Origin of the sequence: Streptomyces sennicomposti, from assembly GCF_019890635.1 — a bacterium.
In the GTDB taxonomy this organism is placed as follows: Bacteria; Actinomycetota; Actinomycetes; order Streptomycetales; family Streptomycetaceae; genus Streptomyces; species Streptomyces sennicomposti.
Genome location: NZ_JAIOAB010000009.1, coordinates 57,556 through 79,121, shown reverse-complemented (window position 1 = coordinate 79,121; position 21,566 = coordinate 57,556). Strand labels below are relative to the sequence as shown.

The following is a 21,566-nucleotide window of genomic DNA, read 5'->3' as shown; positions in this document are numbered from 1 at the left end:
CAGGCGCCGGGTGTTTCACGTGAAACACCGCCGGATGCTTTGTGCTCGCGGCGGCGCACGGCGAGGGGACCGGCTGTGGCGCAGGCGCGCAGCGGCGCGGCCGTCAGCCGAGATCCGGGGCGTGCAGGGCCAGGACGCCCTCGATGTTTCCGTCCAGATAGTGCCGCAGCGACAGCGGGACGAGATGGACGGAGGCGATGCCGACGCGGGTGAACGGAACGCGCACGATCTCGTACTCCCCCGCGGGTTCCTCCACCTCGGGGCCGTGCCGCAGCGAGGGGTCCATCGACTCCAGGCGGCAGACGAAGAAGTGCTGCACCTTCACACCGGTCGTGGCGGCATCCGCGCCGATGTGCTCCACGGTGTCCACGAAGCAGGGCACCACATCGCTGATCTTGGCCCCGAGTTCCTCGTGCACCTCCCGGTGCAGGGCGTCGACGACGGTCGTGTCCCCGGGCTCCACCCCGCCACCGGGGGTGACCCAGTAGGGATCGACACCGGGCTTGGTGCGCTTGATCAGGATCAGGTCGTCACCGTCGAGGAGAACGGCGCGTGCGGTGCGCTTGACCACGGGTCGGACGGTCATGGGAGAAATGTGGCCCAGCTTGTTCCACGTGAAACATCGCGGAGCATCACCGCCCCGGTTCGTCCGGTGCTGTGGGCCGGAACGCCTCAGCACCACCGGGAGGCCGCCCGCAGCAGCCACTCGTGTGCCCGCGCGATATGCGGCATCGCCAGCGTTCCGGTGCGCACCACGAGGAAGTACGTCCGCAGCGGCGGGACCACCGGCTCATGGAGGGCCACCACGTCCCCCCGCGCCAGGGCGGCGGCGCACAGATAGCGGGGCAGCACCGCGAGCCCGGCCCCCGCCACGGCACAGGCGAGCACCGCGCGCAGATCGGGCACGATCACGGCGCCGGCCGCGGTCGGCCGGGAGTCGAAGGCCGAGGCCCAGTAGCGGGAGACGAACGGAAGCGACTCGTGGACCTCGACCACCGGGACGTCCTTCAGGGCGGCCATGCCCTTGGTCCCCGCCTGCACGGGGCCCGCCTCCTCGGCCCAGCGGGGGGCGGCGACCAGGACGTGCTCCTCGTCGCAGAGCGGGGCCGCCGTGAGCAGTCCGCCGCGTGGCCGGGCGGTGCCGATGGCGAGGTCGTGGTACCCGGCGGACAGCCCGTCCAGCACCTCCTCGGCGGTCCCGAAGGAGACGCGCAGCGCGAAGCCCTGCCCGTCCTCGCCGGTCAGCTCGGTCAGTGCGGGCAGTGCCCGTTCCGCGGTGAACTCGGGCGGCCCGGCCAGGTGCAGCGTGCGTAAGGAGGACTCGTCGTCCAGACCCGACTCGGTGATCTCCACCAGGGCGTCGAGATGCGGGGCGGCCTTGTGGGCGAGTTCGTCGCCGATGGACGTCGGGGTGACCCCGCGGGCCTGGCGCAGGAACAGGGGGCGGCCCAGCTGCCGCTCCAGTGTGCGGATCTGCGAGGTGACGGCCGGCTGGGACAGGCCGAGCAGCGCTGCCGCCCGGGTGAAGGAACCCGCCCGGTGCACGGTCACGAACGTACGCAGCAACGCCAGATCCAAAGCACGCCCTCCCCTCGCGGCGTCCCGCGCCCCCCGCCCCCAGGCCGCACCCAACTATAAATATGTCGATAGGTCTCTGTCGCTACCGTGATTGGACACTGACAAAGAGTCAACTAGCCTGGTGCGCACGGTTCTTCACCGGTGGAACCGAAGGCGGTCCGAGCCACGAGGGGGGAGGCTCGGACCGCCCGCCGAGCATGTCGGGACACCGGCCCGGCCGCGCGACGGCGGCAGCGCCCGCGGCACGCCGAGGACACCCGCGGCACGCCGAAGACGTCGGCGCCCCCGCCGGCGAGGCCGTCAGCCCGCCGACTCGTCCAGGGCCCGCAGCACGTCCGCCACCAGGTCCGCCGGGTCCTCGGCGCCGACGGAGAACCGCACGAAGCCCTCCGGCACCGCGTCCCCGCCCCAGCGACCGCGCCGCTCGGCCGTCGAGCGCACCCCGCCGAAGCTGGTCGCGTCGTCCACGAGCCGCAGCGCCTGAAGGAAGCGCTCGGCACGCGTGCGCGTGGGCAGCGTGAAGGACACCACGCAGCCGTAGCGCCGCATCTGCTGCGAGGCGACCTTGTGCGAGGGGTCGTCGGCGAGTCCCGGGTACCGCAGCCCGGTCACCTCCGGACGCCCGCGCAGCGCCTCGGCGAGAGCCAGGGCCGAGGCGTTCTGCCGGTCGACGCGCAGCTGCAGGGTGGCGATCGAACGGTGCGCCAGCCAGGCCTCCATGGGGCCCGGAATCGCGCCGACGATCTTGCGCCAGCGCCGTACGGCCGCCATGGCCTCGCCGTCGCGGCCGGCGACGTAGCCGAGCAGGACGTCGCCGTGCCCGGTGAGCTGCTTGGTGCCGCTGGCCACCGAGAAGTCCGCGCCGAGTTCCAGCGGCCGCTGCCCCAGCGGTGTCGCGAGGGTGTTGTCGACGGCGACCAGGGTGCCCTGCGCGTGGGCGGCCTCGACCAGCCGCCGGATGTCGCACACGTCGAGCCCCGGGTTGGACGGGGATTCGAGCCACAGCAGCCGGGCGCCGTCCAGCACGTCGAGCTGGGCGTCCCCGCCGGTCGGGGCGGTGCGCACCTCGATGCCGAAGGCCTCCAGCTGGGCGCGCGCCAGGGGGAGGGCCTGGTAGCCGTCGTCGGGGAGGACCACGGCGTCGCCGGCGCGCAGCTGGGAGAAGAGCACCGAGGAGATGGCCGCCATGCCGGAGGCGAACACCAGCGTCCGCACGTCCTGCTGGCCGGGCGCCTCCAGCTCGCCGATGGCGCTCTCGAGCAGCGTCCAGGTCGGGTTCTCGTCCCGGCCGTAGGTGTACGGGCCCGTCGGGTCGCCCGGCAGGTGGAAGTGGGCGGCGAAGACCGGTCCGGGAAGCGTCGGCTCGTGCTTGACCGGCTCGGGGAGCCCGGCCCGCACCGCACGGGTGCCGTCGCCGGCGCCCACCGGGAGCCCGCCGGCCGCGAGCCCGGCGCCTTGCCCGGTGCCGTTCGTGCCGTCCGCAGCGGAATCGTTCATGCCGCCTGTCCCTTCGCATGCTGTCGTGGCCGGGCGGACCGCGGTCCGCCGCTCCCACCCTCTCAGAGTCGGCCGGCCGCGCCCGCGGGGCCGGGCCGCTCAGTCCTCGTCCGGCAGGATCATGTGCAGTGCCCAGGAGACGACCGAGACGATGAGGCCGCCGAGGACGGCGGTCCAGAAGCCGTCGACGTGGAAGCTGAGCTGGAGCTTGCCGCACACCCAGGAGGTCAGCAGCAGCATCAGCGCGTTGACCACGAGGGTGATCAGACCGAGCGTGAGGATGAACAGCGGGAAGGTCAGCACCTTCAGCACCGGCTTGACCAGGAAGTTCACCAGTCCGAAGACCAGGGCCACCACGATCAGCGTGCCGGCCTTCTTCGCGGTGCTGTCACCGGTCAGCGTGATCTTGTCGAGCAGCCAGACGGCGACCGCCAGGGCGCCCGCGTTGGCGATCGTCTTGACTACGAAATTCTTCATGTGTCTGATCGTGGCAGACGAGATCGACTACGGACACGGGCGAGGCGATGAAGGCATTCCGGCTGGACGAACTGGAGGCGGAGCGAGCCGCCAACGAGGGCGCCTACCTACAGTTCCTGCGGGAGCGGAACATGTCGGTCGGGCTGTACGCCCTCGACGCGGGCGAGCACGACCCGCAGCAGCCGCACGGCCAGGACGAGGTGTACTTCGTCGTGAGCGGCCGGGCCTCGATCACGGTGGGCCTGGAGACGACCGAAGTGGCGCGCGGCAGCGTGGTGTACGTGCCGGCCGGGGTCGCCCACAAGTTCCACCACATCAGCGAGGACCTGCGGGTCCTCGTGGTGTTCTCTCCCCCGGAAGCCTGAGGCGCCGTCTCAGGGTTCCCTAGGGGACCGGTCAGGGGGAGACAAGGGATGCGGGACCCCCGCCGGACCCTCCACCGGCCCTAGCATCGAGTGCAGGACATCGACGGGCCCGGCACAGCGCGGGCGAGAGGTAGGGACGAGGGCAATGCGAGAGATCTTCGCGGGGCTGCCGTGGTGGGTGAAGTGGGTCGCGGTGCCGGTCATCGCCCTGGTCGTGTTCGGCGGGCTCATAGCGAGCATCGTCGGCTTCGTGATCGCCCTGCTGTTCAAGCTGCTGATCTGCGTGGCCCTGGTCGGCGGACTGATCTACATCGTGCGGAAGTTCATGTCGAGTTCGCGCAGCGACTGGTGAGCGCCCCGGGACACCGGTGACCGGTAACGCGGCGCACCGGTTCCCTCGCGGGGGGGAAGTTTCCCGGGCAAGCCGTCCGAGAGCGGTGGCGGGCGGATAAGGTCCGGAGATCGACGCGGGGGCCGGCCCCCGCGGGCGGCCCACCCCCCACCCGTGTTTCCCCGCACGGGCTGCCCCCACGCGCTCTGGGAGTGACCCTTGGCCACGGTTGACACCGCACCCGCAGAACGGCCCGTACCACCCGCCCTCGGGACACCGTCCCGCTCCATGGCGCTGCCCGCGCAGCCGCGCCCCGCAACCGCGGTGGACCGCGCCCGCCCCCGGGTGCCGGAGCAGCCGCCGGCCCGCACGGCGCAGACCCTCATCGGTTCGGTCCAGCGCGCGATGCGCCTGCTGGAGACCGTCGCGGGCCATGAGCACGGGGCCACCGCCAAGCAGCTCGCGCGCGAGACGGGACTGGCCCTGCCCACCGCCTACCACCTGCTGCGCACCCTGGTCCACGAGGGCTATCTGCACCGCGACAAGGGGCTGTTCTTCCTCGGCGAGGCGACCGAGCGGCTGAGCAGCAGCGGGGCCGCGCAGAAACGTCGCAGCACGATCGCCGACACGCTCGGACGATGGCGGGATTCGATCGGTGCGCCGGTGTACTACGCGATGTACCGGGACGGCGAGATCGACGTTCTGTGCGTGTCCGACGCCCCGGCCTGTCCCGCCGCCGAGGAGTGGGCCGACTTCCGGGAGACCGGGCACGCGCACGCCGTCGGACAGTGCCTGCTGTCCCAGCTGGACGAGGAGGCCCGCCGTGACCACCTCGCCCGCCATCCCGTGCGGTCCCTCACCCCGTACACGGTGCGTGACGCGCACGCGCTTCTGCGCCGGATCGAGCGGGTAGGACGTATGGAGCCGGTGACGGAGCGGCAGGAGTACGCGCTGGGCACGGTGTGCGCGGCGGTCCCCATCACCGTGGGGGCCACGGCCTGCACGGTGGCGCTGTCGCTCCCCGCACACCAGGCCGACCGACTGGCCCACGCTGCACGGCAGTTGCAGCACGAGGTGGGGCGCAGCGTCGGCTCTCTCGCGCTCGCTATCAGTATCTGAAAACTCACTCCTTGTGATCCGGCGTGTACGTTCAGCAAGATGCCTCAAGTGTCACTTGGATGAGTCCCGGCCAGTCGACGGCAGATGACGGGGTAGCAATGCGCGAGTCCGTACAGGCAGAGGTCATGATGAGCTTTCTCGTGTCCGAGGAGCTCTCCTTCCGCATTCCTGTGGAACTGCGGTACGAGACCTGTGATCCCTATGCCGTGCGGCTGACCTTCCATCTGCCCGGCGACGCCCCGGTGACCTGGGCCTTCGGCCGGGAGCTGCTGATCGACGGGGTGGGAGCGCCGTGCGGGGACGGCGACGTCAGGATCTCGCCCGCCGACAGCGACTCCCTGAGCGAGGTCCTGATCAGGCTTCAGGTCGGTCCGGACCGGGCGCTGTTCCGCTCCTCCACGGCACCGCTCGTGGCGTTCCTGGACCGTACGGACAAGCTGGTGCCGCTGGGCCAGGAAGGCGCGCTCGCCGACTTCGACGCTCATCTCGACGAGGCTCTGGACCGCATCCTCGCGGAGGAGCAGAGCGCGGGCTGAAGCGTTTCGGCAGCGGGGCGCGGACGGCGGCGTGACACACCACCCCGCGCGCCGTGCGCGGGCTTTCCCGGGCGTCGTACGCCGACGGCGCGGCGTGGCACGTTCCCGGCGCCCGGTCAGCGCTTGCGGCGCCTGCCCCTGCCGCCGCGCGCCGGAGCCGGCACACGGGCGGCGGCCGCGGCCCCGGCAGGCCCCGGGCGGTCGGCCGAGACCACGAGCGCGGCGAGTGCCGTGGTGACCGGCACCGAGGCGACCAGGCCGATCGAGCCCACCAGCGTACGGACGATCTCCTCGGCCACCAGCTCGCTGTTGGCGACGGTTCCCACACTGCTCTGCGCGATGGAGAAGAGCAGCAGCAGCGGCAGCGCGGCGCCCGCGTAGGCGAGGACGAGGGTGTTGACCACGGACGCGATGTGGTCGCGGCCGATGCGGATGCCCGCCCGGTACAGCCCGCGCCAGCCCATCGACGGATTGGCCTCGTGCAGTTCCCAGACCGCCGAGGTCTGGGTCACCGTCACATCGTCGAGGACGCCGAGTGAGCCGATGATGACGCCGGCCAGCAGCAGACCGCTCATGTCGATGGACGGATACAGGCCATGGATCAGGCCGGTGTTGTCGTCCGTGTTGCCGGTGAGCGCGGCCCAGCCGATGAACAGCGAGCCCAGCAGGCCGATCAGCACCAGCGAGATCAGGGTGCCGAGCACCGCCACCGAGGTCCGGGCGGACAGACCGTGGCACATGTACAGCGCGATCAGCATGATCGCGCTCGACCCGACCACCGCCACGAGCAGCGGGTTCGAGCCCTGCAGGATGGCGGGCAGGATGAACAGGTTCAGGACCAGGAAGCTGATGGCCAGGGCGACCAGTGCCATGACGCCCCGCAGCCGCCCGACGACCACGACGGCGAGTGCGAAGATTCCCGCGAGCAGCGCCATCGGGAAACGCCGGTTGACGTCGGTGACCGAGTACTGCAACTCGCGGGGCGCGGAGGGCTCGTAGGCGACCACCACCTTCTCGCCCTGGTGCAGCTGGCGTGACTGGTCCGGCTGCACGATCTCGGTGAACGTACGGCCCTTGTCGTGTCCGGTGTCGACGCGGATCGTGGCCTTCTTGCAGGAGCCGGTCGCCTGCGCCTGCGCGGAGGCGCCCTCGGCGGTGGAGGTGTCGCCGGTCGGCGTGTCCCCGGATGCGTTCACCGCCTTGCAGCTCACCGCGACCACCTGGGTGACCGTGGCCTGCTGGGTCTGCCGGTCGAAGCCCACGCCGGTGCGCTGGTGCGAGGGGGCTCCGCCGGGCCAGAGCACCGCGAGACCGACGAGCACCGCGGCGGCGAACGGGATCAGGACCGCGGCGATGACCTTGCGCAGGTGTTTCGAGACGGGGGCCGCCGGGCCGTGGCTGTGGCTGTGTGCGTGCCCGTGGCCCAGCCCGGAGCCGTGCTCATGGCCGTGCTCGTCGGCGGCTCCGCGCCCCGGTTCGGGCGGCGGATGGGGGAACTGCTGTGTCGGGGTCACCGCCCGATCATCGCAAGAACGGCCGGGGCCCACTGTTCACCGCGCCACACATGACGCTAGCGTGGAGGCACCTTTGCACACGCGGGAGCTCGGAGCACCGGGCTGAGAGGGCGCTGACCTTCGTCTTCGCGGTGTTTCACGTGGAACCAACGGTGTTTCACGTGAAACCTGCCGGACGGGAATTGCTGCGTCGACCGCCGAACCTGTTACCGGGTAATGCCGGCGTAGGGAGTAGGTCTCATGACCAACAAGGACGCACGCACGCCTGCCTCCACGCAGCTGACCAGCGACGGGGAGCAGACCGCTTCCCGTGAGGAGGCCGGAACGTCCATCGGATGGCACAAGGCGTATGTCGAGGGCTCGCGCACCGATCTGCGCGTGCCGGTCCGTCAGGTGCACCTGACCAACGGGCAGTCGGTCACGCTGTACGACACCTCGGGCCCGTACACCGATCCGCTCGTCGACACCGATGTCCGCAGGGGGCTGCCGCCGCTGCGGGAGAACTGGATCATCGCCCGCGGCGACACCGAGGAGTACGCGGGCCGTCCCGTCCGTCCCGAGGACGACGGGATCAAGCACACCTCGCCACGCGGCGGTCTGCGCAACCTCGACGCGGTGTTCCCGGGTCGCCCGCGCCAGCCCCGCCGGGGCCGGAACGGCACCGCGGTGACCCAGCTCGCCTATGCGCGGCGCGGGGAGATCACGCCCGAGATGGAGTTCGTGGCGGTCCGCGAGAACGTCGACCCCGAGGTCGTCCGCGAGGAGATCGCGGCGGGCCGCGCGGTGCTGCCGGCCAACGTCAACCACCCGGAGATCGAGCCGATGATCATCGGCAAGCGGTTCCTGGTGAAGGTCAACGCCAACATCGGCAACTCCGCGGTCACCTCCTCCATCGAGGAGGAGGTCGAGAAGATGACCTGGGCGACCCGCTGGGGCGCCGACACGGTCATGGACCTCTCCACGGGCCGCAACATCCACACCACCCGTGAGTGGGTGCTGCGCAACTCCCCCGTGCCCATCGGGACGGTGCCGCTCTACCAGGCGCTGGAGAAGGTCGACGGCAAGGCCGAAGAACTGACCTGGGAGATCTACAAGGACACGGTCATCGAGCAGGCCGAGCAGGGGGTGGACTACATGACGGTCCACGCCGGGGTGCGGCTGGCGTACGTGCCGCTGACGGCGAACCGGAAGACCGGCATCGTCTCGCGCGGCGGCTCGATCATGGCGGCGTGGTGCCTCGCGCACCACAAGGAGTCGTTCCTGTACGAGAACTTCGAGGAACTCTGCGAGATCCTCGCCGCCTACGACGTCACGTACTCGCTCGGGGACGGCCTCAGGCCGGGGTCGATCGCGGACGCCAACGACGAGGCGCAGTTCGCGGAGCTGCGGACGCTCGGCGAACTCAACCGGATCGCCAAGCGGCACGATGTGCAGACCATGATCGAGGGGCCGGGACACGTCCCGATGCACAAGATCAAGGAGAACATCGACCTTCAGCAGGAGATCTGCGAGGAGGCGCCGTTCTACACGCTCGGCCCGCTGACCACGGACATCGCCCCCGCCTACGACCACATCACCTCCGGCATCGGCGCGGCGATGATCGCGTGGTGGGGCACGGCGATGCTCTGCTACGTCACGCCCAAGGAGCATCTGGGTCTGCCCAACCGGGACGACGTCAAGACCGGCGTGATCACCTACAAGATCGCCGCGCACGCGGCGGACCTCGCCAAGGGGCACCCGGGTGCGCAGGAGTGGGACGACGCGCTGTCCGACGCCCGCTTCGAGTTCCGGTGGGAGGACCAGTTCAATCTGGCCCTCGACCCGGACACGGCACGGGAGTTCCACGACGAGACGCTCCCGGCGGAGCCGGCCAAGACGGCGCACTTCTGCTCGATGTGCGGGCCGAAGTTCTGCTCCATGAAGATCAGCCAGAGCATCACGGAGCGGTTCGGCGGCAAGGCGGCGGAGGGCGCCTCCGCGGAGGAGATCGCCGAGGGCATGCTGCAGAAGTCGAAGGAGTTCGCCGCGAGCGGGAACCGGGTGTATCTGCCGCTGGCCGAGTGAGACGCGGGCGCGGGGCCTCCGCCCGGCCGCGTCGGGCGGTGCGGAGCCTCGGGCCGGTGTGAAGCCTCCGGCCGCCCTCGGGCGGGGAACGAAGCCTCCGGCCGCCCTTCGGCGGGCGGAGGTACCGCCCTGACGGCCGCGTCCCTGACGGCCACGGCCACGGCCACGGCCACGCCTCTGCCCGGCCGCATGCCGAAGCCGCCGCGCCGGGCGGGGTCCGGTGCGGCGCGGCCCGGTGGAGGCCGGGCGCTACTCCGGCCGGTGTTCCGGCCCGCCGAAGTCCGGGCTGGAGAAGTCGGGGCTGGAGTAGCGCGGCCGGGCGGTCGGGGCGCCGTCGTCGGGGCTGCTGAACCCCGGGCGGCCGTACCCGAGTTGCGGGATGCGGTCGCCCGGCGTCGCCGGGGCCGGGCGGGGCGGGGAGGCGGCGCCGGGATCGGCCAGCGCCTCGCGCAGGAACGGCACGATGCCGCGTTCGAGCAGGGCCTCGCGCCACGCCTCCCTGGCCTGGCCGACCTCCTCCGGCAGCCCCCCGTAGGCGCCGTACTCGGTCGAGGACCGGTTGCGCAGGGCGGCGAGCAGCAGTCCGGCGCCGGCGACGACGATCGCGACCGCGGTCACCGCGCCGAACACCCAGCCGGCGGTGATCATCGTCTGGGCGAACGCGGGCGCCGGATCGAGCATCTTCAGCAGATAGCCGACGAGGAGGAAGACGGTCGCCGCGATCCCCGCGAGGACCGGGGCGAGCACCGCGACGACGGCGCCCGCGCCCGCACCGGCCGTCTCCGCGGCCGCCCCGGCGGCGGCCGCGACCGTGCCCGGCTCCGCCGCACCGGTGTCCAGGACGGGCGGGGCGGCGGGCGCCGGGCGGCGCAGTTCGTCGCGGATCTTGACGTAGTGCTGGTACTCGGTCGCGGCGGCGGACGTGATCAGGGCCGTCGCGCCGAGTGCCATGGTGCGCAGTTGTTCGGTGGTGAGCCGCTTTCCGATGGCGGCGAGTTCCGGGCGGTGTGGGGCGGAGCGCAGCGCCTCATCGAGGATCCGCTCGAATTCCTGGCGATCCTCGCTCAGCAGGTACTGCGGAACGCTGTTCATGTGCATCCCCCGATGCTCCGTAGGGCTGGGGGCTCGCATGGCGACGAGCCGTCGGGCAGAAACGGAGGGGAGCCTGCTACGGATAAGCCGATGGTAGAGCCGCGACGGCGCGCGGTGACAGGGGGTTTCCACAAATTGCGTGCCGACCGGGCCGGCCGGCACGCCCGCGGCGGGGGTGCGGTGAACGCTCAGGCGTCCAGCGGCAGTTGCCGGACCAGCAGCTTCCCGGACATCGTCACGCCGCCGTCCATCGCGATGGCCAGCCCGTCGGCGTAGACGTGCGGTCCCTCGACCACCGGGCCCGCCGGCTCGTCGCCGTCCTCGGAGCCGACTTCGCCCAGCAGATAGGGAATCGGGCTGTGACCGTGAACGATGCGGGTGCCGCCGTACGTATCGAGCAGGGAGCGCACGGCGTCGGCGCCGCCCTCGTCGCGGAAGGAGAAGCGCTTGGTGAACTTGCGGAACAGGTCCCACACCTCGTCCGCGTCGTTGCGCGTGAGCGCTTCGCGGACGTTGTCGTTGACCTCTTCGATCGAGCGGCCGTAGTCGAGGTAGGCGGTGGTGTCGGAGTGCACGAGCAGATAGCCGTCGACCTCCTCGACCGCGTCCAGGCGGGCCATCCACTGCAGGTGGTGGTCCTGGAGGCGGTCCATGTCGGACTTCTGGCCGCCGTTGAGGAGCCAGGCCGCCTGGAAAGTGGCGGTGCCGGCACCGGAGTTGACGGGCGTGTCGCCGAACCGGCGGGCGCCGAGCAGCAGCAGCTCATGGTTGCCCATGAGCGCCTTGCAGTAGCCGCCGGCCGCGGCCGCCTCGGCGGACAGCCGCATCACCAGGTCGATGACGCCGATGCCGTCCGGGCCGCGGTCGGTGAAGTCGCCGAGGAACCACAGCCGGGCGGTGCCCGCGCACCACTGGCCCGCGGCGTCGATGAGGCCCTGCTCCTGGAGGGCGGCGACCAGCTCGTCGAGGTAGCCGTGCACGTCGCCGACCACGAACAGCGGGCCGGGTCCGGCAGCGGGCTGCGGGGCGGCCGGCGCGGGCGCCAGGGCCGTGCTCACCTGGAGCGTGTCGCCGCGGTTGATGACGGGAAGGTCGCGCTCGGTGGGCGTGTACGCGTCCGGGTAGCCCTCCGGGGCCGCCGGATAGCCGGGCTCGACCGGCACAGCGGGCTCGGCCGCGGGGCCGCCCTGGACGTACGGGCCGGTCTCGTTCACATACGCGGGCACTCGGAAGTCACGCAACGTCGCCGTCCGCTCCACCTCGGGTCCCTGACCGGCCCCCTGAGTCATCGACCCCTCCACCATCGCGCCGCATCTGCACCGCTTCGGACTGCCTGGTCGCAGCGGCCCGCGGTGTCGTGCGCCCATCATAGGAATGCGGATCGCGCCATGTGATGACCCAGGGGTGGTGAATCGGAACAGGACTCAGGTTCACCGTGGCTTTCGCCCCGATTGGGCAGTCTTCGGCGCTCCCGCGACCGGCTGACCCTACCGTCCCTCCGGCGTGCGTGGCGGGCTGACCGTCGTGCGTGGCGGGCGGCGCTGGGACGAGGTGCGCACGATCAGCTCGGTCGGTATGACCTGCTCGACCGGCTGGTCCGACTCGACTCCCTCGATGGCGTCGATGAGGAGCTGGATGACCGCCGTGCCGATGCGGCGCGGCTTCAGGGAGAGCGTGGTGATGGGCGGCTCGGTGCTGGCGTACACCATGGACTCGCTGCAGCACACCAGCAGCAGGTCCTCCGGGACGCGCAGCCCGTAGCGGCGGGCGGCGGCGAGCAGGTCGGTGCCGTTGGGGTCGAACAGCCCGTAGACCGCGTCGGGCCGGTCGGGGCGGGCCAGCAGCCGGTCGGCGGCGACGGCGCCGGCGCACGGGTCGTGGGCGGGGTAGGCCTCGTAGACCGGGTCCTGGCCGACGCGCTCGCACCAGTGCAGGTAGGCGGTGGTCGACAGATGGGTGTACGTGTCGGTCGTGGTGCCGGTGAGCAGGCCGATACGGCGGGCGCCGGCCTCGGCGAGGTGGTCGAGGATGCCGAGGACGGCGGCCTCGTGGTCGTTGTCGACCCAGGCGGTGACGGGGAGCGAGCCGACCGGGCGGCCGTCGCTGACCACCGGTAACCCCTGCCGGACCAGTTCGCTGACGACCGGGTCCTGGTCGGAGGGGTCGATGACGACCGTGCCGTCCAGGGCGACGTTCGACCACACGTCGTGGCGGGAGGTCGCGGGGAGGATGACGAGGGCGTAGCCGCGGGCGAGCGCGGCCGAGGTGGCGGCGCGGGCCATCTCGGCGAAGTACGCGAACTCGGTGAAGGTGAAAGGTTCATCCCCGTACGTGGTCACGGTCAGACCGATGAGGCCCGACTTGCCGGTACGGAGGGTGCGGGCGGCGGCGGAGGGGCGGTACCCCAGCCGGTCGGCCACCTCGCGGACATGGCGGCGGGTGGCGTCCGGGAGTCGGCCCTTGCCGTTGAGGGCGTCGGAGACGGTCGTGATGGAGACTCCGGCGGCGGCGGCCACGTCTCTGATGCCCGCCCGGCCCGGCCGGCTGCCTCGCCGTGAGGTTTCCGCGCGGCTCACCTGGTGCTTCCCTGCTGCTGTCATGGCGAGCCGATAGTAGGGCTCATACGGTGGGGTAGCGCGGACGCATATGCACGCATTGACAGGCACGTTTCTGCAAGGTCGGGAACCTGCAACTACCTGAGAAACAGAGCTAGTTAGCCGATCTGGCACCCATACGTGATGTGGTGGCCGGTGTGTGCCTGGCGAGCCTCCGAGGTATCGAAGAGGTCTCAACTCACCTTCACGGGGGATGCGCGCCACGGCGCAAGCCACCGGCGCATAGATATATGTGGGGTGCGCCCCCTGATTCGCACGGATTCGTACAGCGGTGTCCCCGAATGCCCGGCGGCCGGCGGGGGCGCCGGCACACGCGAGCCGGGGCGGGTCCGCGCGGGCCGCGGCGCCGTCTCCGCGGGTCCGGGACGGCCTCGGCGCGAGTGGTGGCCGCCGACCCATACGCAGCGGCGGCCAATCCTCCTAAGGTGTGCAGTATTGGATGCCGGTGTGGTCACGAGGAGGACTGCGGTGAGCGAGACGAACCCGAAGCTGCGCGCCGAGCTGGAGGGTATCCCCACCTACAAGCCCGGAAAGCCCGCAGCGGCCGACGGCCCGGCAGCGTACAAGCTGTCCTCCAACGAGAACCCCTACCCGCCGCTGCCGGGCGTCATGGAGACGGTCACGGCCGCCGCCTGCAACTTCAACCGGTACCCGGACATGGCGTGCACGGCCCTGACGAACGAGCTGGCCGAGCGCTTCGGCGTGCCGGTCTCCCACGTGGCCACCGGCACCGGTTCCGTCGGCGTCGCCCAGCAGCTGATCCAGGCCACCAGCGGCCCCGGCGACGAGGTGATCTACGCCTGGCGCTCCTTCGAGGCCTACCCGATCATCACCCAGATCAGCGGGGCGACCTCGGTCAAGGTCCCGTTGACGCCGGGCGAGGTGCACGACCTGGACGCGATGGCGGACGCGATCACCGACCGCACCCGGCTGATCTTCGTGTGCAACCCCAACAACCCGACCGGCACGGTGGTGCGGCGCGCGGAGCTGGAGCGCTTCCTCGACCGGGTGCCCGGCGATGTGCTGGTCGTGCTGGACGAGGCCTACCGCGAGTTCATCCGCGACCCCGAGGTCCCGGACGGCGTGACGATCTACCGCGACCGGCCCAACGTCTGCGTGCTGCGCACCTTCTCCAAGGCGTACGGACTGGCCGGGCTTCGGGTGGGCTTCGCGATCGCGCACGAGCCGGTGGCGGCCGCGCTGCGCAAGACGGCGGTGCCGTTCGGGGTGAGCCAGCTGGCGCAGGAGGCGGCGATCGCCTCGCTGCGGGCCGAGGACGAGCTGCTGGGCCGGGTCGGCTCGCTCGTGTGCGAGCGCACGCGCGTGGTCGAGGCGCTGAGCGCCCAGGGGTGGACCGTGCCCGAGACGCACGCCAACTTCGTGTGGCTGCGGCTGGGGGAGCGCACGGTCGACTTCGCCGAGGCGTGTGAGCAGGCGGGCGTGGTCATCCGGCCGTTCGCGGGCGAGGGTGTGCGGGTGACCGTCGGGGAGACCGAGGCGAACGACATCTTCCTCAAGGCGGCGGAGGCGTTCCGCAGCAAGATCTGAGCAGTCCCCGGGGTTTTCGAGGGCCTGTCCGGCTGGTGCCGCCTTTGCGCGCGTGACCGCCGGGCAGGCCCTCAGCCGTCCATCAGCTCCACCCGTACCGGGTCCCCGTCCCGGACGGAGGCGAGCCGGCGCGGATCGCCGTCGACACGGCCGAGGACGTTGCACGGGCTCGCGAGCCGGCACTCGTCGCCGTGGGAGATCGGGGTGGGTCCGTAGGGGAGGGCCAGGGCGTCGCCGTCGGTCCAGAAGGCGACGGTGCCGGGGTCCACGACCTGCCGGGCGTCCGTTTCACGTGGAACCGAGACGCCGGTGTCGAAGTAGACCTCTTCGCCCCAGGTCCGGGCGGAGGAGACCAGCGGCAGTTCCCGGGCGAGGGCGCGCGCGGTCGGGGTGTCGTCCAGGGTCGCGGTGAGCCGGCCGGCGGGCCAGGAGATGCGTATCTGCATGGCGTGCAATTCAACAAGTTGTTGAAGTTCTTGCCAAGGGTCTGCCGCTGAGGTTGTGGGGGACCCCCCGGTGACATGGCGAGAATCGGTGCGTCATAATTGCTTGTGAATGTGAACGCGTTCACAAGCAAGTCCGATTGCTGCCCTGTTGTGCAGGTCACATCAGGGCAAACCGCCGTCGTGACCACGACGACGTAAGGAGAGTGACGACGTGAACCTGGCTTTGGCGCCGGAGACACTGGCGCGCTGGCAGTTCGGCATCACGACCGTCTACCACTTCCTGTTCGTCCCTTTGACGATCTCCCTGGCCGCGCTCACGGCCGGGCTGCAGACCGCGTGGGTGCGCACGGAGAAGGAGAAGTACCTCAGGGCCACCAAGTTCTGGGGCAAGCTCTTCCTGATCAACATCGCCATGGGCGTGGTCACCGGCATCGTGCAGGAGTTCCAGTTCGGCATGAACTGGTCGGACTACTCGCGCTTCGTCGGCGACATCTTCGGAGCCCCGCTCGCCTTCGAGGCCCTGATCGCGTTCTTCTTCGAGTCCACCTTCATCGGCCTGTGGATCTTCGGCTGGGACAAGCTGCCCAAGAAGATCCACCTGGCCTGCATATGGATGGTGTCGATCGGCACCATCCTGTCCGCGTACTTCATCCTCGCGGCCAACTCCTGGATGCAGCACCCCGTCGGCTACCGGATCGACAAGGCCAAGGGCCGCGCGGAACTCACCGACTTCTGGGCGGTGCTGACCCAGAACACCGCGCTCACCCAGGCCTTCCACACGCTCTCCGCGGCCTTCCTGACCGGCGGCGCCTTCATGGTGGGCATCGCCGCCTACCACCTCGCCCGCAAGAAGCACGTGGGCGCGATGAAGACCTCGCTGCGGCTCGGCCTGATCACCGTCGTCATCGCCGGACTGCTCACCGCGATCAGCGGCGACACCCTCGGCAAGGTCATGTTCAAGCAGCAGCCGATGAAGATGGCCGCCGCCGAGGCGCTGTGGGACGGCCAGAAGCCGGCCCCCTTCTCGATCTTCGCCTACGGCAACGTGGAGAAGGGCCACAACACGGTCGCCATCGAGATACCCGGCCTGCTGTCCTTCCTGGCGGACGACAGCTTCAGCTCCTACGTCCCCGGCATCAACGACGTCAACAAGGCCGAGCAGCAGAAGTTCGGGCCCGGCGACTACCGGCCCAACATCCCCGTCACCTTCTGGGGCTTCCGCTGGATGATCGGGTTCGGCATGGCGTCCTTCGCCATCGGACTGGCCGGACTCTGGCTCACCCGCAAGAAGTTCCTGCTGCCGCAGCACCTGCGCGTCGGCGAGGACGAGGTGCCGCACCTGGTGCTGTTCAAGAACAAGGCGCTGAGCCCGCAACTGACCACGTGGTTCTGGCGGATCGCCGTCTGGACGCTGGCCTTCCCGCTGATCGCCAACTCCTGGGGCTGGATCTTCACCGAGATGGGCCGCCAGCCGTGGGCCGTCTACGGCGTGCTCCAGACCCGGCAGGCGGTCTCCCCCGGCGTCTCCCAGGGCGAGGTCCTCACCTCCATGGCCGTCTTCACGGCGCTCTACGCCATCCTCGCCGTCGTCGAGGTGAAACTGCTCGTGAAGTACGTCAAGGCCGGCCCGCCCGAACTGACGGAGGCCGACCTCAACCCGCCCACGAAGATCGGCGGCGACCTCCGTGACGCCGACAAGCCGATGGCCTTCTCGTACTAGGCCGAGGGAGTCACTGTCATGGAACTGCACGACGTCTGGTTCGTCCTCATCGCCGTCCTGTGGACCGGCTACTTCTTCCTGGAAGGCTTCGACTTCGGGGTCGGCGTCCTCACCAAGCTCCTCGCCCGGAACCGGCCCGAGAAGCGGGTGCTGATCAACACCATCGGCCCCGTCTGGGACGGAAACGAGGTCTGGCTGCTGTCCGCGGGCGGCGCCACCTTCGCCGCCTTCCCCGAGTGGTACGCCACCCTCTTCTCCGGCTTCTACCTGCCGCTGCTGGTCATCCTGGTCTGCCTGATCGTGCGCGGAGTCGCCTTCGAGTACCGGGCCAAGCGGCCCGAGGAGAAGTGGCAGCGCAACTGGGAGACCGCGATCTTCTGGTGCTCGCTGCTCCCCGCCTTCCTGTGGGGCGTGGCCTTCGGCAACATCGTGCACGGCGTGAAGATCGACAAGAACCTCGAGTACGTGGGCGGCCTCGGCGATCTGCTCCACCCGTACGCGCTGCTCGGCGGACTGGTCACCCTGACGCTGTTCACCTTCCACGGCGCGGTGTTCACGGCTCTGAAGACCGTCGGCGACATCCGGGAGCGGGCCCGCCGGCTCGCCCTGCGCGTGGGCCTGGTGACGGCGGTCGTGGCGCTGGCGTTCCTGCTGTGGACCCAGGCCGACACCGGCAACGGACGGAGCCTGGTCGCGCTGGTCGTGGCCGTCGCCGCCCTGGTCGCCGCGCTGGCGGCCAACCAACTGGGCCGTGAGGGATGGTCGTTCGCCCTGTCCGGCGTCACCATCGTGGCCGCCGTGGCGATGCTCTTCCTCTCGCTCTTCCCGAACGTCATGCCGTCCACGCTGGACCCGAGCTGGAGCCTGACGGTCACCAACGCCTCGTCCAGCCCGTACACCCTGAAGATCATGACCTGGTGCGCGGGGATCGCCACGCCGATCGTCCTGCTTTACCAGGGATGGACGTACTGGGTGTTCCGCAAGCGGATCGGCACCCAGCACATCGCCGAAGCCGCGCACTGAGTCCGGCCGGGGTGTGTTTCACGTGAAACACACCCCTCGGGACCGAAGGGCATGTTTCACGTGAAACCGATTGATCCGCGTCTTCTGCACTACGCACGGGCCACCCGGGTCTTCCTGCTGGCCGTCGTCGGCCTCGGCGTCCTCGGCGCGGGCCTGGTCATCGCTCAGGCCATGCTCATCGCCGAGATCGTGGTCGGCGCGTTCCAGCACCGGATGACGGTCGGTGAACTGAGCACCCCTCTGCTGCTGTTGGCGGCTGTCGCCTGTGGCCGTGCGCTGGTGTCCTGGCTGACCGAGCTGGCCGCCCACCGGGCCAGCGCGGCGGTCAAGTCCGAGCTGCGCGGACGGCTGCTGGACCGGGCGACGGCGCTGGGCCCCGACTGGCTGAGCGGACAGCGCACCGGCTCGCTGGTCTCCCTGGCCACCCGTGGGATTGACGCCCTGGACGACTACTTCGCGCGCTATCTGCCGCAACTGGGTCTCGCGGTGGTCGTCCCGGTCGCCGTGCTGGCGCGGATCGTCACCGAGGACTGGGTGTCGGCGGCCATCATCGTCGCCACCCTGCCCCTCATCCCCGTCTTCATGATGCTGATCGGCTGGGCCACGCAGTCCCGCATGGACCGTCAGTGGCGGCTGCTGTCCAGGCTGTCCGGCCACTTCCTGGACGTGGTCGCGGGGCTGCCCACCCTCAAGGTGTTCGGCCGGGCCAAGGCGCAGGCCGAGTCGATCCGCCGCATCACCGGCGAGTACCGGCGGGCCACCCTGCGCACCCTGCGCATCGCCTTCCTGTCCTCCTTCGCGCTGGAACTGCTGGCCACTCTGTCGGTGGCCCTGGTCGCCGTGACGATCGGCATGCGGCTGGTCAACGGCGAGATGGACCTGTACGTCGGCCTGGTCATCCTCGTGCTGGCGCCCGAGGCGTATCTGCCGCTGCGCCAGGTCGGCGCGCAGTACCACGCGGCGGCGGAGGGACTGGCCGCCGCGGAGGAGATCTTCGCCGTGCTGGAGACCCCGGCGCCCGAGACCGGCACGGGCGCGGTCCCGGCCGGGGCGCTGGCCTTCGAGAACGTGAGCGTCCGCTACCCCGGGCGCGCGGCGGACGCCGTCAGCGAGGTGTCCTTCAGCGTGGAGCCGGGGGAGACCGTGGCGCTCGTCGGACCGAGCGGCGCGGGCAAGTCGACCCTGCTGAACGCCCTGCTCGGCTTCGTCACGCCCACCACGGGACGGGTGCGGATCGGGGGAGCCGATCTGACCGGCCTCGACCTCAAGGAGTGGCGCTCCCGGATAGCCTGGGTGCCGCAGCGACCGCATCTGTACGCCGGGACGATCGCCGAGAACGTACGGCTCGCCCGGCCCGACGCCGACGACGCCGCCGTCCGCACCGCGCTGGCCGACGCGGGCGCGCTGGAGTTCGTGGACGCACTGCCGCAGGGCACGGACACCGTCCTCGGCGAGGACGGCGCCGGGCTGTCGGCCGGACAGCGGCAACGGCTCGCGCTCGCCCGGGCCTTCCTCGCCGACCGCCCCGTCCTGCTCCTCGACGAGCCCACCGCCGCACTGGACGGCGCGACCGAGGCCGAGGTGGTCGACGCGGTACGGCGGCTGTCGGCCGGCCGGACCGTGCTGCTCGTCGTGCACCGGCCCGCACTGCTGCGGGCGGCGGACCGGGTGGTGCGGCTCGACGGCACCGAAGCCCGGCAGGCCGCAGGTCGCCTCGTACCGGCCCCCGTCCCGAGCCCGGCGCAGGCACGGCCGGACGGGGACGGCGGACAGGCCCCGGCCGAGGCCGGTGGACCGGCGGCGGCCGAGGCCGTCGTGAAGGCCGGGCGCGGTGGCGCCCTCGCGCGGGTCCGTGCGATGTCCGGCCCCCGGCGCGGCCGCCTCGCCCTCGCCCTGCTGCTGGGCAGCCTCGCCCTGGGCAGCGCCGTCGGCCTGATGGCCACCTCCGGCTGGCTCATCTCGCGGGCCTCGCAGCATCCGCCCGTGCTCTATCTGATGGTGGCCGTGACGGCGACCCGCACCTTCGGCATCGGCCGGGCCGTCTTCCGGTACGCCGAACGGCTCGTCTCGCACGACGCGGTGCTCCGGATGCTCGCCGACACCCGGGTCGCCGTCTACCGGCGGCTGGAGCGGCTGTCGCCGGCCGGACTGCGCCGGGTGCGCCGGGGCGATCTGCTGACCCGGCTCGTCGCCGACGTGGACGCCTTGCAGGACTACTGGCTGCGCTGGCTGCTGCCCGCCGGGTCGGCGCTGGCCGTCTCCGCCGCCTCCGTCGCGTTCACGGCCTGGCTGCTGCCCGAGGCCGGTGCGGTGCTCGCCGCCGGACTGCTCGCGGCGGGCGTCGGCGTCCCGCTGGTCACCGGCGCCGTGTCCCGGCGCGCCGAACACCGGCTGGCCCCCGCCCGCGGAGCCCTGGCCACCCGGATCACCGACCTGCTCACCGGCACCGCCGAGCTGACCGTCGCGGGCGCGCTGCCCGACCGCGCCGCCCGCGCCCGGCGGGCCGACGCCGCGCTCACCCGGATCGCCTCGCGCGCGGCCACCGCCACCGCCCTCGGCGACGGGCTCACCGCCCTCGTCTCGGGCCTGACCGTCACGGCGGCGGCCCTCGTCGGCGCCCAGGCGGTCGCCGACGGACGGCTGAGCGGCGTCATCCTGGCCGTCGTCGTCCTCACCCCGCTGGCCGCCTTCGAGGCGGTGCTCGGGATGCCGCTCGCGGTGCAGTACCGGCAGCGGGTGCGCCGCAGCGCGGAACGCGTCCACGAGATCCTCGACGCACCCGAGCCGGTCCGCGAGCCCGACCGGCCGCGGCAGGCGCCCGCGCGGCCGTTCCCACTCGTCGTGAAGGGGCTCACGGCCCGGTACGCCGGGCAGGACCAGGACGCGCTCGCCGGTGTCGATCTGACCCTGGAGGAGGGCCGCAGGGTCGCGGTGGTCGGGGCGTCGGGGTCCGGCAAAACGACGCTGGCGCAGGTGCTGCTGCGATTCCTCGACCCGGAGGCGGGCGCCTACACGCTCGGCGGGGTCGACGCCCGGTCCCTGGACGGCGACGACGTACGGCGGCTCGTCGGGCTGTGCGCCCAGGACGCGCACCTCTTCGACAGCTCGGTACGGGAGAACCTGCTGCTGGCCAGGAAGGACGCGACCGAGCCGGAGCTGCGGGACGCGCTGGCGCGGGCCCGGCTGCTGGACTGGACCGACTCGCTGCCCGACGGGCTCGACACGCTGGTCGGCGAGCACGGCGCACGGCTGTCCGGCGGCCAGCGGCAGCGGCTGGCCCTGGCGCGGGCGCTGCTCGCCGACTTCCCGGTGCTGCTGCTGGACGAGCCGGCCGAGCACCTCGATCTGCCGACGGCCGACGCGCTCACCGCGGATCTGCTGGCCGCCACCGAGGGCCGTACCACCTTGCTCGTCACGCACCGCCTGGCCGGGCTGGAGGCCGTGGACGAGGTGATCGTCCTGGACGGCGGCCGGGTGGTCCAGCGTGGACCGTACGCGGAGCTGGCCGCGCTGCCGGGGCCGCTGCGGCGGATGGCCGCCCGCGAGGCGGCGGCGGAGGAACTGGTGGGAGCGCGGTAGCGGGAGACCGCGCCGCCCTTCCCGCCGGGCACCCCCCACCCGACCGGGCACCTCTCGCGGCT

Annotated in this window: 18 protein-coding genes; 9 read left to right on the top strand and 9 right to left on the bottom strand. The window is 71.4% G+C overall.

The window, feature by feature from the left end:
* Positions 1-103: 103 nt before the first annotated feature.
* The 4 genes from K7787_RS08105 to K7787_RS08090 form a co-directional block, all read right to left on the bottom strand.
* Positions 104-586, bottom strand: a complete 483-nt coding sequence (locus tag K7787_RS08105; RefSeq protein ID WP_009189537.1) for an NUDIX hydrolase — start codon at positions 584-586, stop codon at positions 104-106.
* A gap of 86 nt (positions 587-672) precedes the next feature.
* Positions 673-1,578 carry a LysR family transcriptional regulator gene (locus K7787_RS08100; RefSeq protein WP_164394582.1) on the bottom strand — a complete coding sequence of 302 codons (906 nt, stop codon included), beginning with the start codon at positions 1,576-1,578 and terminating at the stop codon, positions 673-675.
* Between the two features lie 300 nt (positions 1,579-1,878).
* Positions 1,879-3,075, bottom strand: a complete 1,197-nt coding sequence (locus K7787_RS08095; RefSeq protein ID WP_223000968.1) for a cystathionine gamma-lyase — start codon at positions 3,073-3,075, stop codon at positions 1,879-1,881.
* Positions 3,076-3,174: 99 nt separating this feature from the next.
* On the bottom strand, positions 3,175-3,552 hold the full coding sequence (locus K7787_RS08090; RefSeq protein WP_009189534.1) for a phage holin family protein: 378 nt from the start codon (positions 3,550-3,552) through the stop codon (positions 3,175-3,177).
* Between the two features lie 47 nt (positions 3,553-3,599).
* Here K7787_RS08090 and K7787_RS08085 point away from each other — a divergent pair, with 47 nt between their 5' ends.
* The 4 genes from K7787_RS08085 (at position 3,600) to K7787_RS08070 (ending at position 5,903) form a co-directional block, all read left to right on the top strand.
* Positions 3,600-3,917, top strand: a complete 318-nt coding sequence (locus tag K7787_RS08085; RefSeq protein WP_009189533.1) for a cupin domain-containing protein — start codon at positions 3,600-3,602, stop codon at positions 3,915-3,917.
* 145 nt (positions 3,918-4,062) lie between these two features.
* The gene (locus K7787_RS08080) at positions 4,063-4,269 is read left to right on the top strand and encodes a DUF5326 family protein (RefSeq protein WP_009189532.1); all 207 of its coding nucleotides are present in this window, start codon (positions 4,063-4,065) and stop codon (positions 4,267-4,269) included.
* 267 nt (positions 4,270-4,536) lie between these two features.
* Positions 4,537-5,367 carry an IclR family transcriptional regulator gene (locus K7787_RS08075; RefSeq protein ID WP_223000967.1) on the top strand — a complete coding sequence of 277 codons (831 nt, stop codon included), beginning with the start codon at positions 4,537-4,539 and terminating at the stop codon, positions 5,365-5,367.
* Between the two features lie 98 nt (positions 5,368-5,465).
* Positions 5,466-5,903 carry an SsgA family sporulation/cell division regulator gene (locus tag K7787_RS08070; protein WP_009189530.1) on the top strand — a complete coding sequence of 146 codons (438 nt, stop codon included), beginning with the start codon at positions 5,466-5,468 and terminating at the stop codon, positions 5,901-5,903.
* A 116-nt stretch (positions 5,904-6,019) separates the two neighbouring features.
* On the opposite strand, the gene K7787_RS08065 is transcribed toward K7787_RS08070, so the two are convergent.
* On the bottom strand, positions 6,020-7,417 hold the full coding sequence (locus K7787_RS08065) for a YibE/F family protein (RefSeq protein ID WP_043261047.1): 1,398 nt from the start codon (positions 7,415-7,417) through the stop codon (positions 6,020-6,022).
* Positions 7,418-7,657: 240 nt separating this feature from the next.
* Here K7787_RS08065 and thiC point away from each other — a divergent pair, with 240 nt between their 5' ends.
* A complete protein-coding gene (gene thiC / locus K7787_RS08060; protein ID WP_043261046.1) occupies positions 7,658-9,481 on the top strand; it encodes a phosphomethylpyrimidine synthase ThiC in 1,824 nt (607 codons plus the stop codon).
* 249 nt (positions 9,482-9,730) lie between these two features.
* On the opposite strand, the gene K7787_RS08055 is transcribed toward thiC, so the two are convergent.
* The 3 genes from K7787_RS08055 to K7787_RS08045 all read right to left on the bottom strand — a co-directional run bounded on the left by K7787_RS08055 (position 9,731) and on the right by K7787_RS08045 (position 13,173).
* A complete protein-coding gene (locus K7787_RS08055) occupies positions 9,731-10,579 on the bottom strand; it encodes a hypothetical protein (RefSeq protein ID WP_043261045.1) in 849 nt (282 codons plus the stop codon).
* 182 nt (positions 10,580-10,761) lie between these two features.
* Positions 10,762-11,877 (bottom strand): metallophosphoesterase, encoded by a 1,116-nt coding sequence (locus K7787_RS08050; protein ID WP_247720674.1) that lies wholly within the window; start codon positions 11,875-11,877, stop codon positions 10,762-10,764.
* 183 nt (positions 11,878-12,060) lie between these two features.
* Complete coding sequence (locus tag K7787_RS08045; RefSeq protein WP_009189525.1) at positions 12,061-13,173, bottom strand: LacI family DNA-binding transcriptional regulator; 1,113 nt, start codon at positions 13,171-13,173, stop codon at positions 12,061-12,063.
* 483 nt (positions 13,174-13,656) lie between these two features.
* Between K7787_RS08045 and hisC the strand changes: the two genes are divergently transcribed.
* Positions 13,657-14,736 (top strand): histidinol-phosphate transaminase, encoded by a 1,080-nt coding sequence (hisC, locus tag K7787_RS08040; RefSeq protein ID WP_019981352.1) that lies wholly within the window; start codon positions 13,657-13,659, stop codon positions 14,734-14,736.
* A 71-nt stretch (positions 14,737-14,807) separates the two neighbouring features.
* Here hisC and K7787_RS08035 read toward each other — a convergent pair whose 3' ends face one another.
* On the bottom strand, positions 14,808-15,182 hold the full coding sequence (locus K7787_RS08035) for a cyclophilin-like fold protein (RefSeq protein ID WP_169438272.1): 375 nt from the start codon (positions 15,180-15,182) through the stop codon (positions 14,808-14,810).
* Between the two features lie 211 nt (positions 15,183-15,393).
* On the opposite strand from K7787_RS08035, the gene K7787_RS08030 reads away from it, so the two are divergent.
* Genes K7787_RS08030 through cydD form a run of 3 tightly spaced genes read left to right on the top strand, consistent with a single transcriptional unit; the run spans position 15,394 to position 21,504 of the window.
* The gene (locus K7787_RS08030; protein ID WP_009189522.1) at positions 15,394-16,902 is read left to right on the top strand and encodes a cytochrome ubiquinol oxidase subunit I; all 1,509 of its coding nucleotides are present in this window, start codon (positions 15,394-15,396) and stop codon (positions 16,900-16,902) included.
* An 18-nt stretch (positions 16,903-16,920) separates the two neighbouring features.
* Positions 16,921-17,925, top strand: a complete 1,005-nt coding sequence (gene cydB / locus K7787_RS08025; protein WP_223000965.1) for a cytochrome d ubiquinol oxidase subunit II — start codon at positions 16,921-16,923, stop codon at positions 17,923-17,925.
* Positions 17,926-17,985: 60 nt separating this feature from the next.
* On the top strand, positions 17,986-21,504 hold the full coding sequence (gene cydD / locus K7787_RS08020; protein WP_223000964.1) for a thiol reductant ABC exporter subunit CydD: 3,519 nt from the start codon (positions 17,986-17,988) through the stop codon (positions 21,502-21,504).
* The last annotated feature ends 62 nt before the right edge of the window (positions 21,505-21,566 follow it).

Coding starts and splice junctions, on each gene's coding strand:
- K7787_RS08105 (WP_009189537.1), bottom strand. CDS start 586: ATGACCGTCCGACCCGTGGTCAAGCGCACCGCACGCGCCGTTCTCCTC.
- K7787_RS08095 (WP_223000968.1), bottom strand. CDS start 3,075: ATGAACGATTCCGCTGCGGACGGCACGAACGGCACCGGGCAAGGCGCC.
- K7787_RS08090 (WP_009189534.1), bottom strand. CDS start 3,552: ATGAAGAATTTCGTAGTCAAGACGATCGCCAACGCGGGCGCCCTGGCG.
- K7787_RS08085 (WP_009189533.1), top strand. CDS start 3,600: ATGAAGGCATTCCGGCTGGACGAACTGGAGGCGGAGCGAGCCGCCAAC.
- K7787_RS08080 (WP_009189532.1), top strand. CDS start 4,063: ATGCGAGAGATCTTCGCGGGGCTGCCGTGGTGGGTGAAGTGGGTCGCG.
- K7787_RS08075 (WP_223000967.1), top strand. CDS start 4,537: ATGGCGCTGCCCGCGCAGCCGCGCCCCGCAACCGCGGTGGACCGCGCC.
- K7787_RS08070 (WP_009189530.1), top strand. CDS start 5,466: ATGCGCGAGTCCGTACAGGCAGAGGTCATGATGAGCTTTCTCGTGTCC.
- thiC (WP_043261046.1), top strand. CDS start 7,658: ATGACCAACAAGGACGCACGCACGCCTGCCTCCACGCAGCTGACCAGC.
- K7787_RS08055 (WP_043261045.1), bottom strand. CDS start 10,579: ATGCACATGAACAGCGTTCCGCAGTACCTGCTGAGCGAGGATCGCCAG.
- K7787_RS08050 (WP_247720674.1), bottom strand. CDS start 11,877: ATGGTGGAGGGGTCGATGACTCAGGGGGCCGGTCAGGGACCCGAGGTG.
- K7787_RS08045 (WP_009189525.1), bottom strand. CDS start 13,173: ATGACAGCAGCAGGGAAGCACCAGGTGAGCCGCGCGGAAACCTCACGG.
- K7787_RS08035 (WP_169438272.1), bottom strand. CDS start 15,182: ATGCAGATACGCATCTCCTGGCCCGCCGGCCGGCTCACCGCGACCCTG.
- cydB (WP_223000965.1), top strand. CDS start 16,921: ATGGAACTGCACGACGTCTGGTTCGTCCTCATCGCCGTCCTGTGGACC.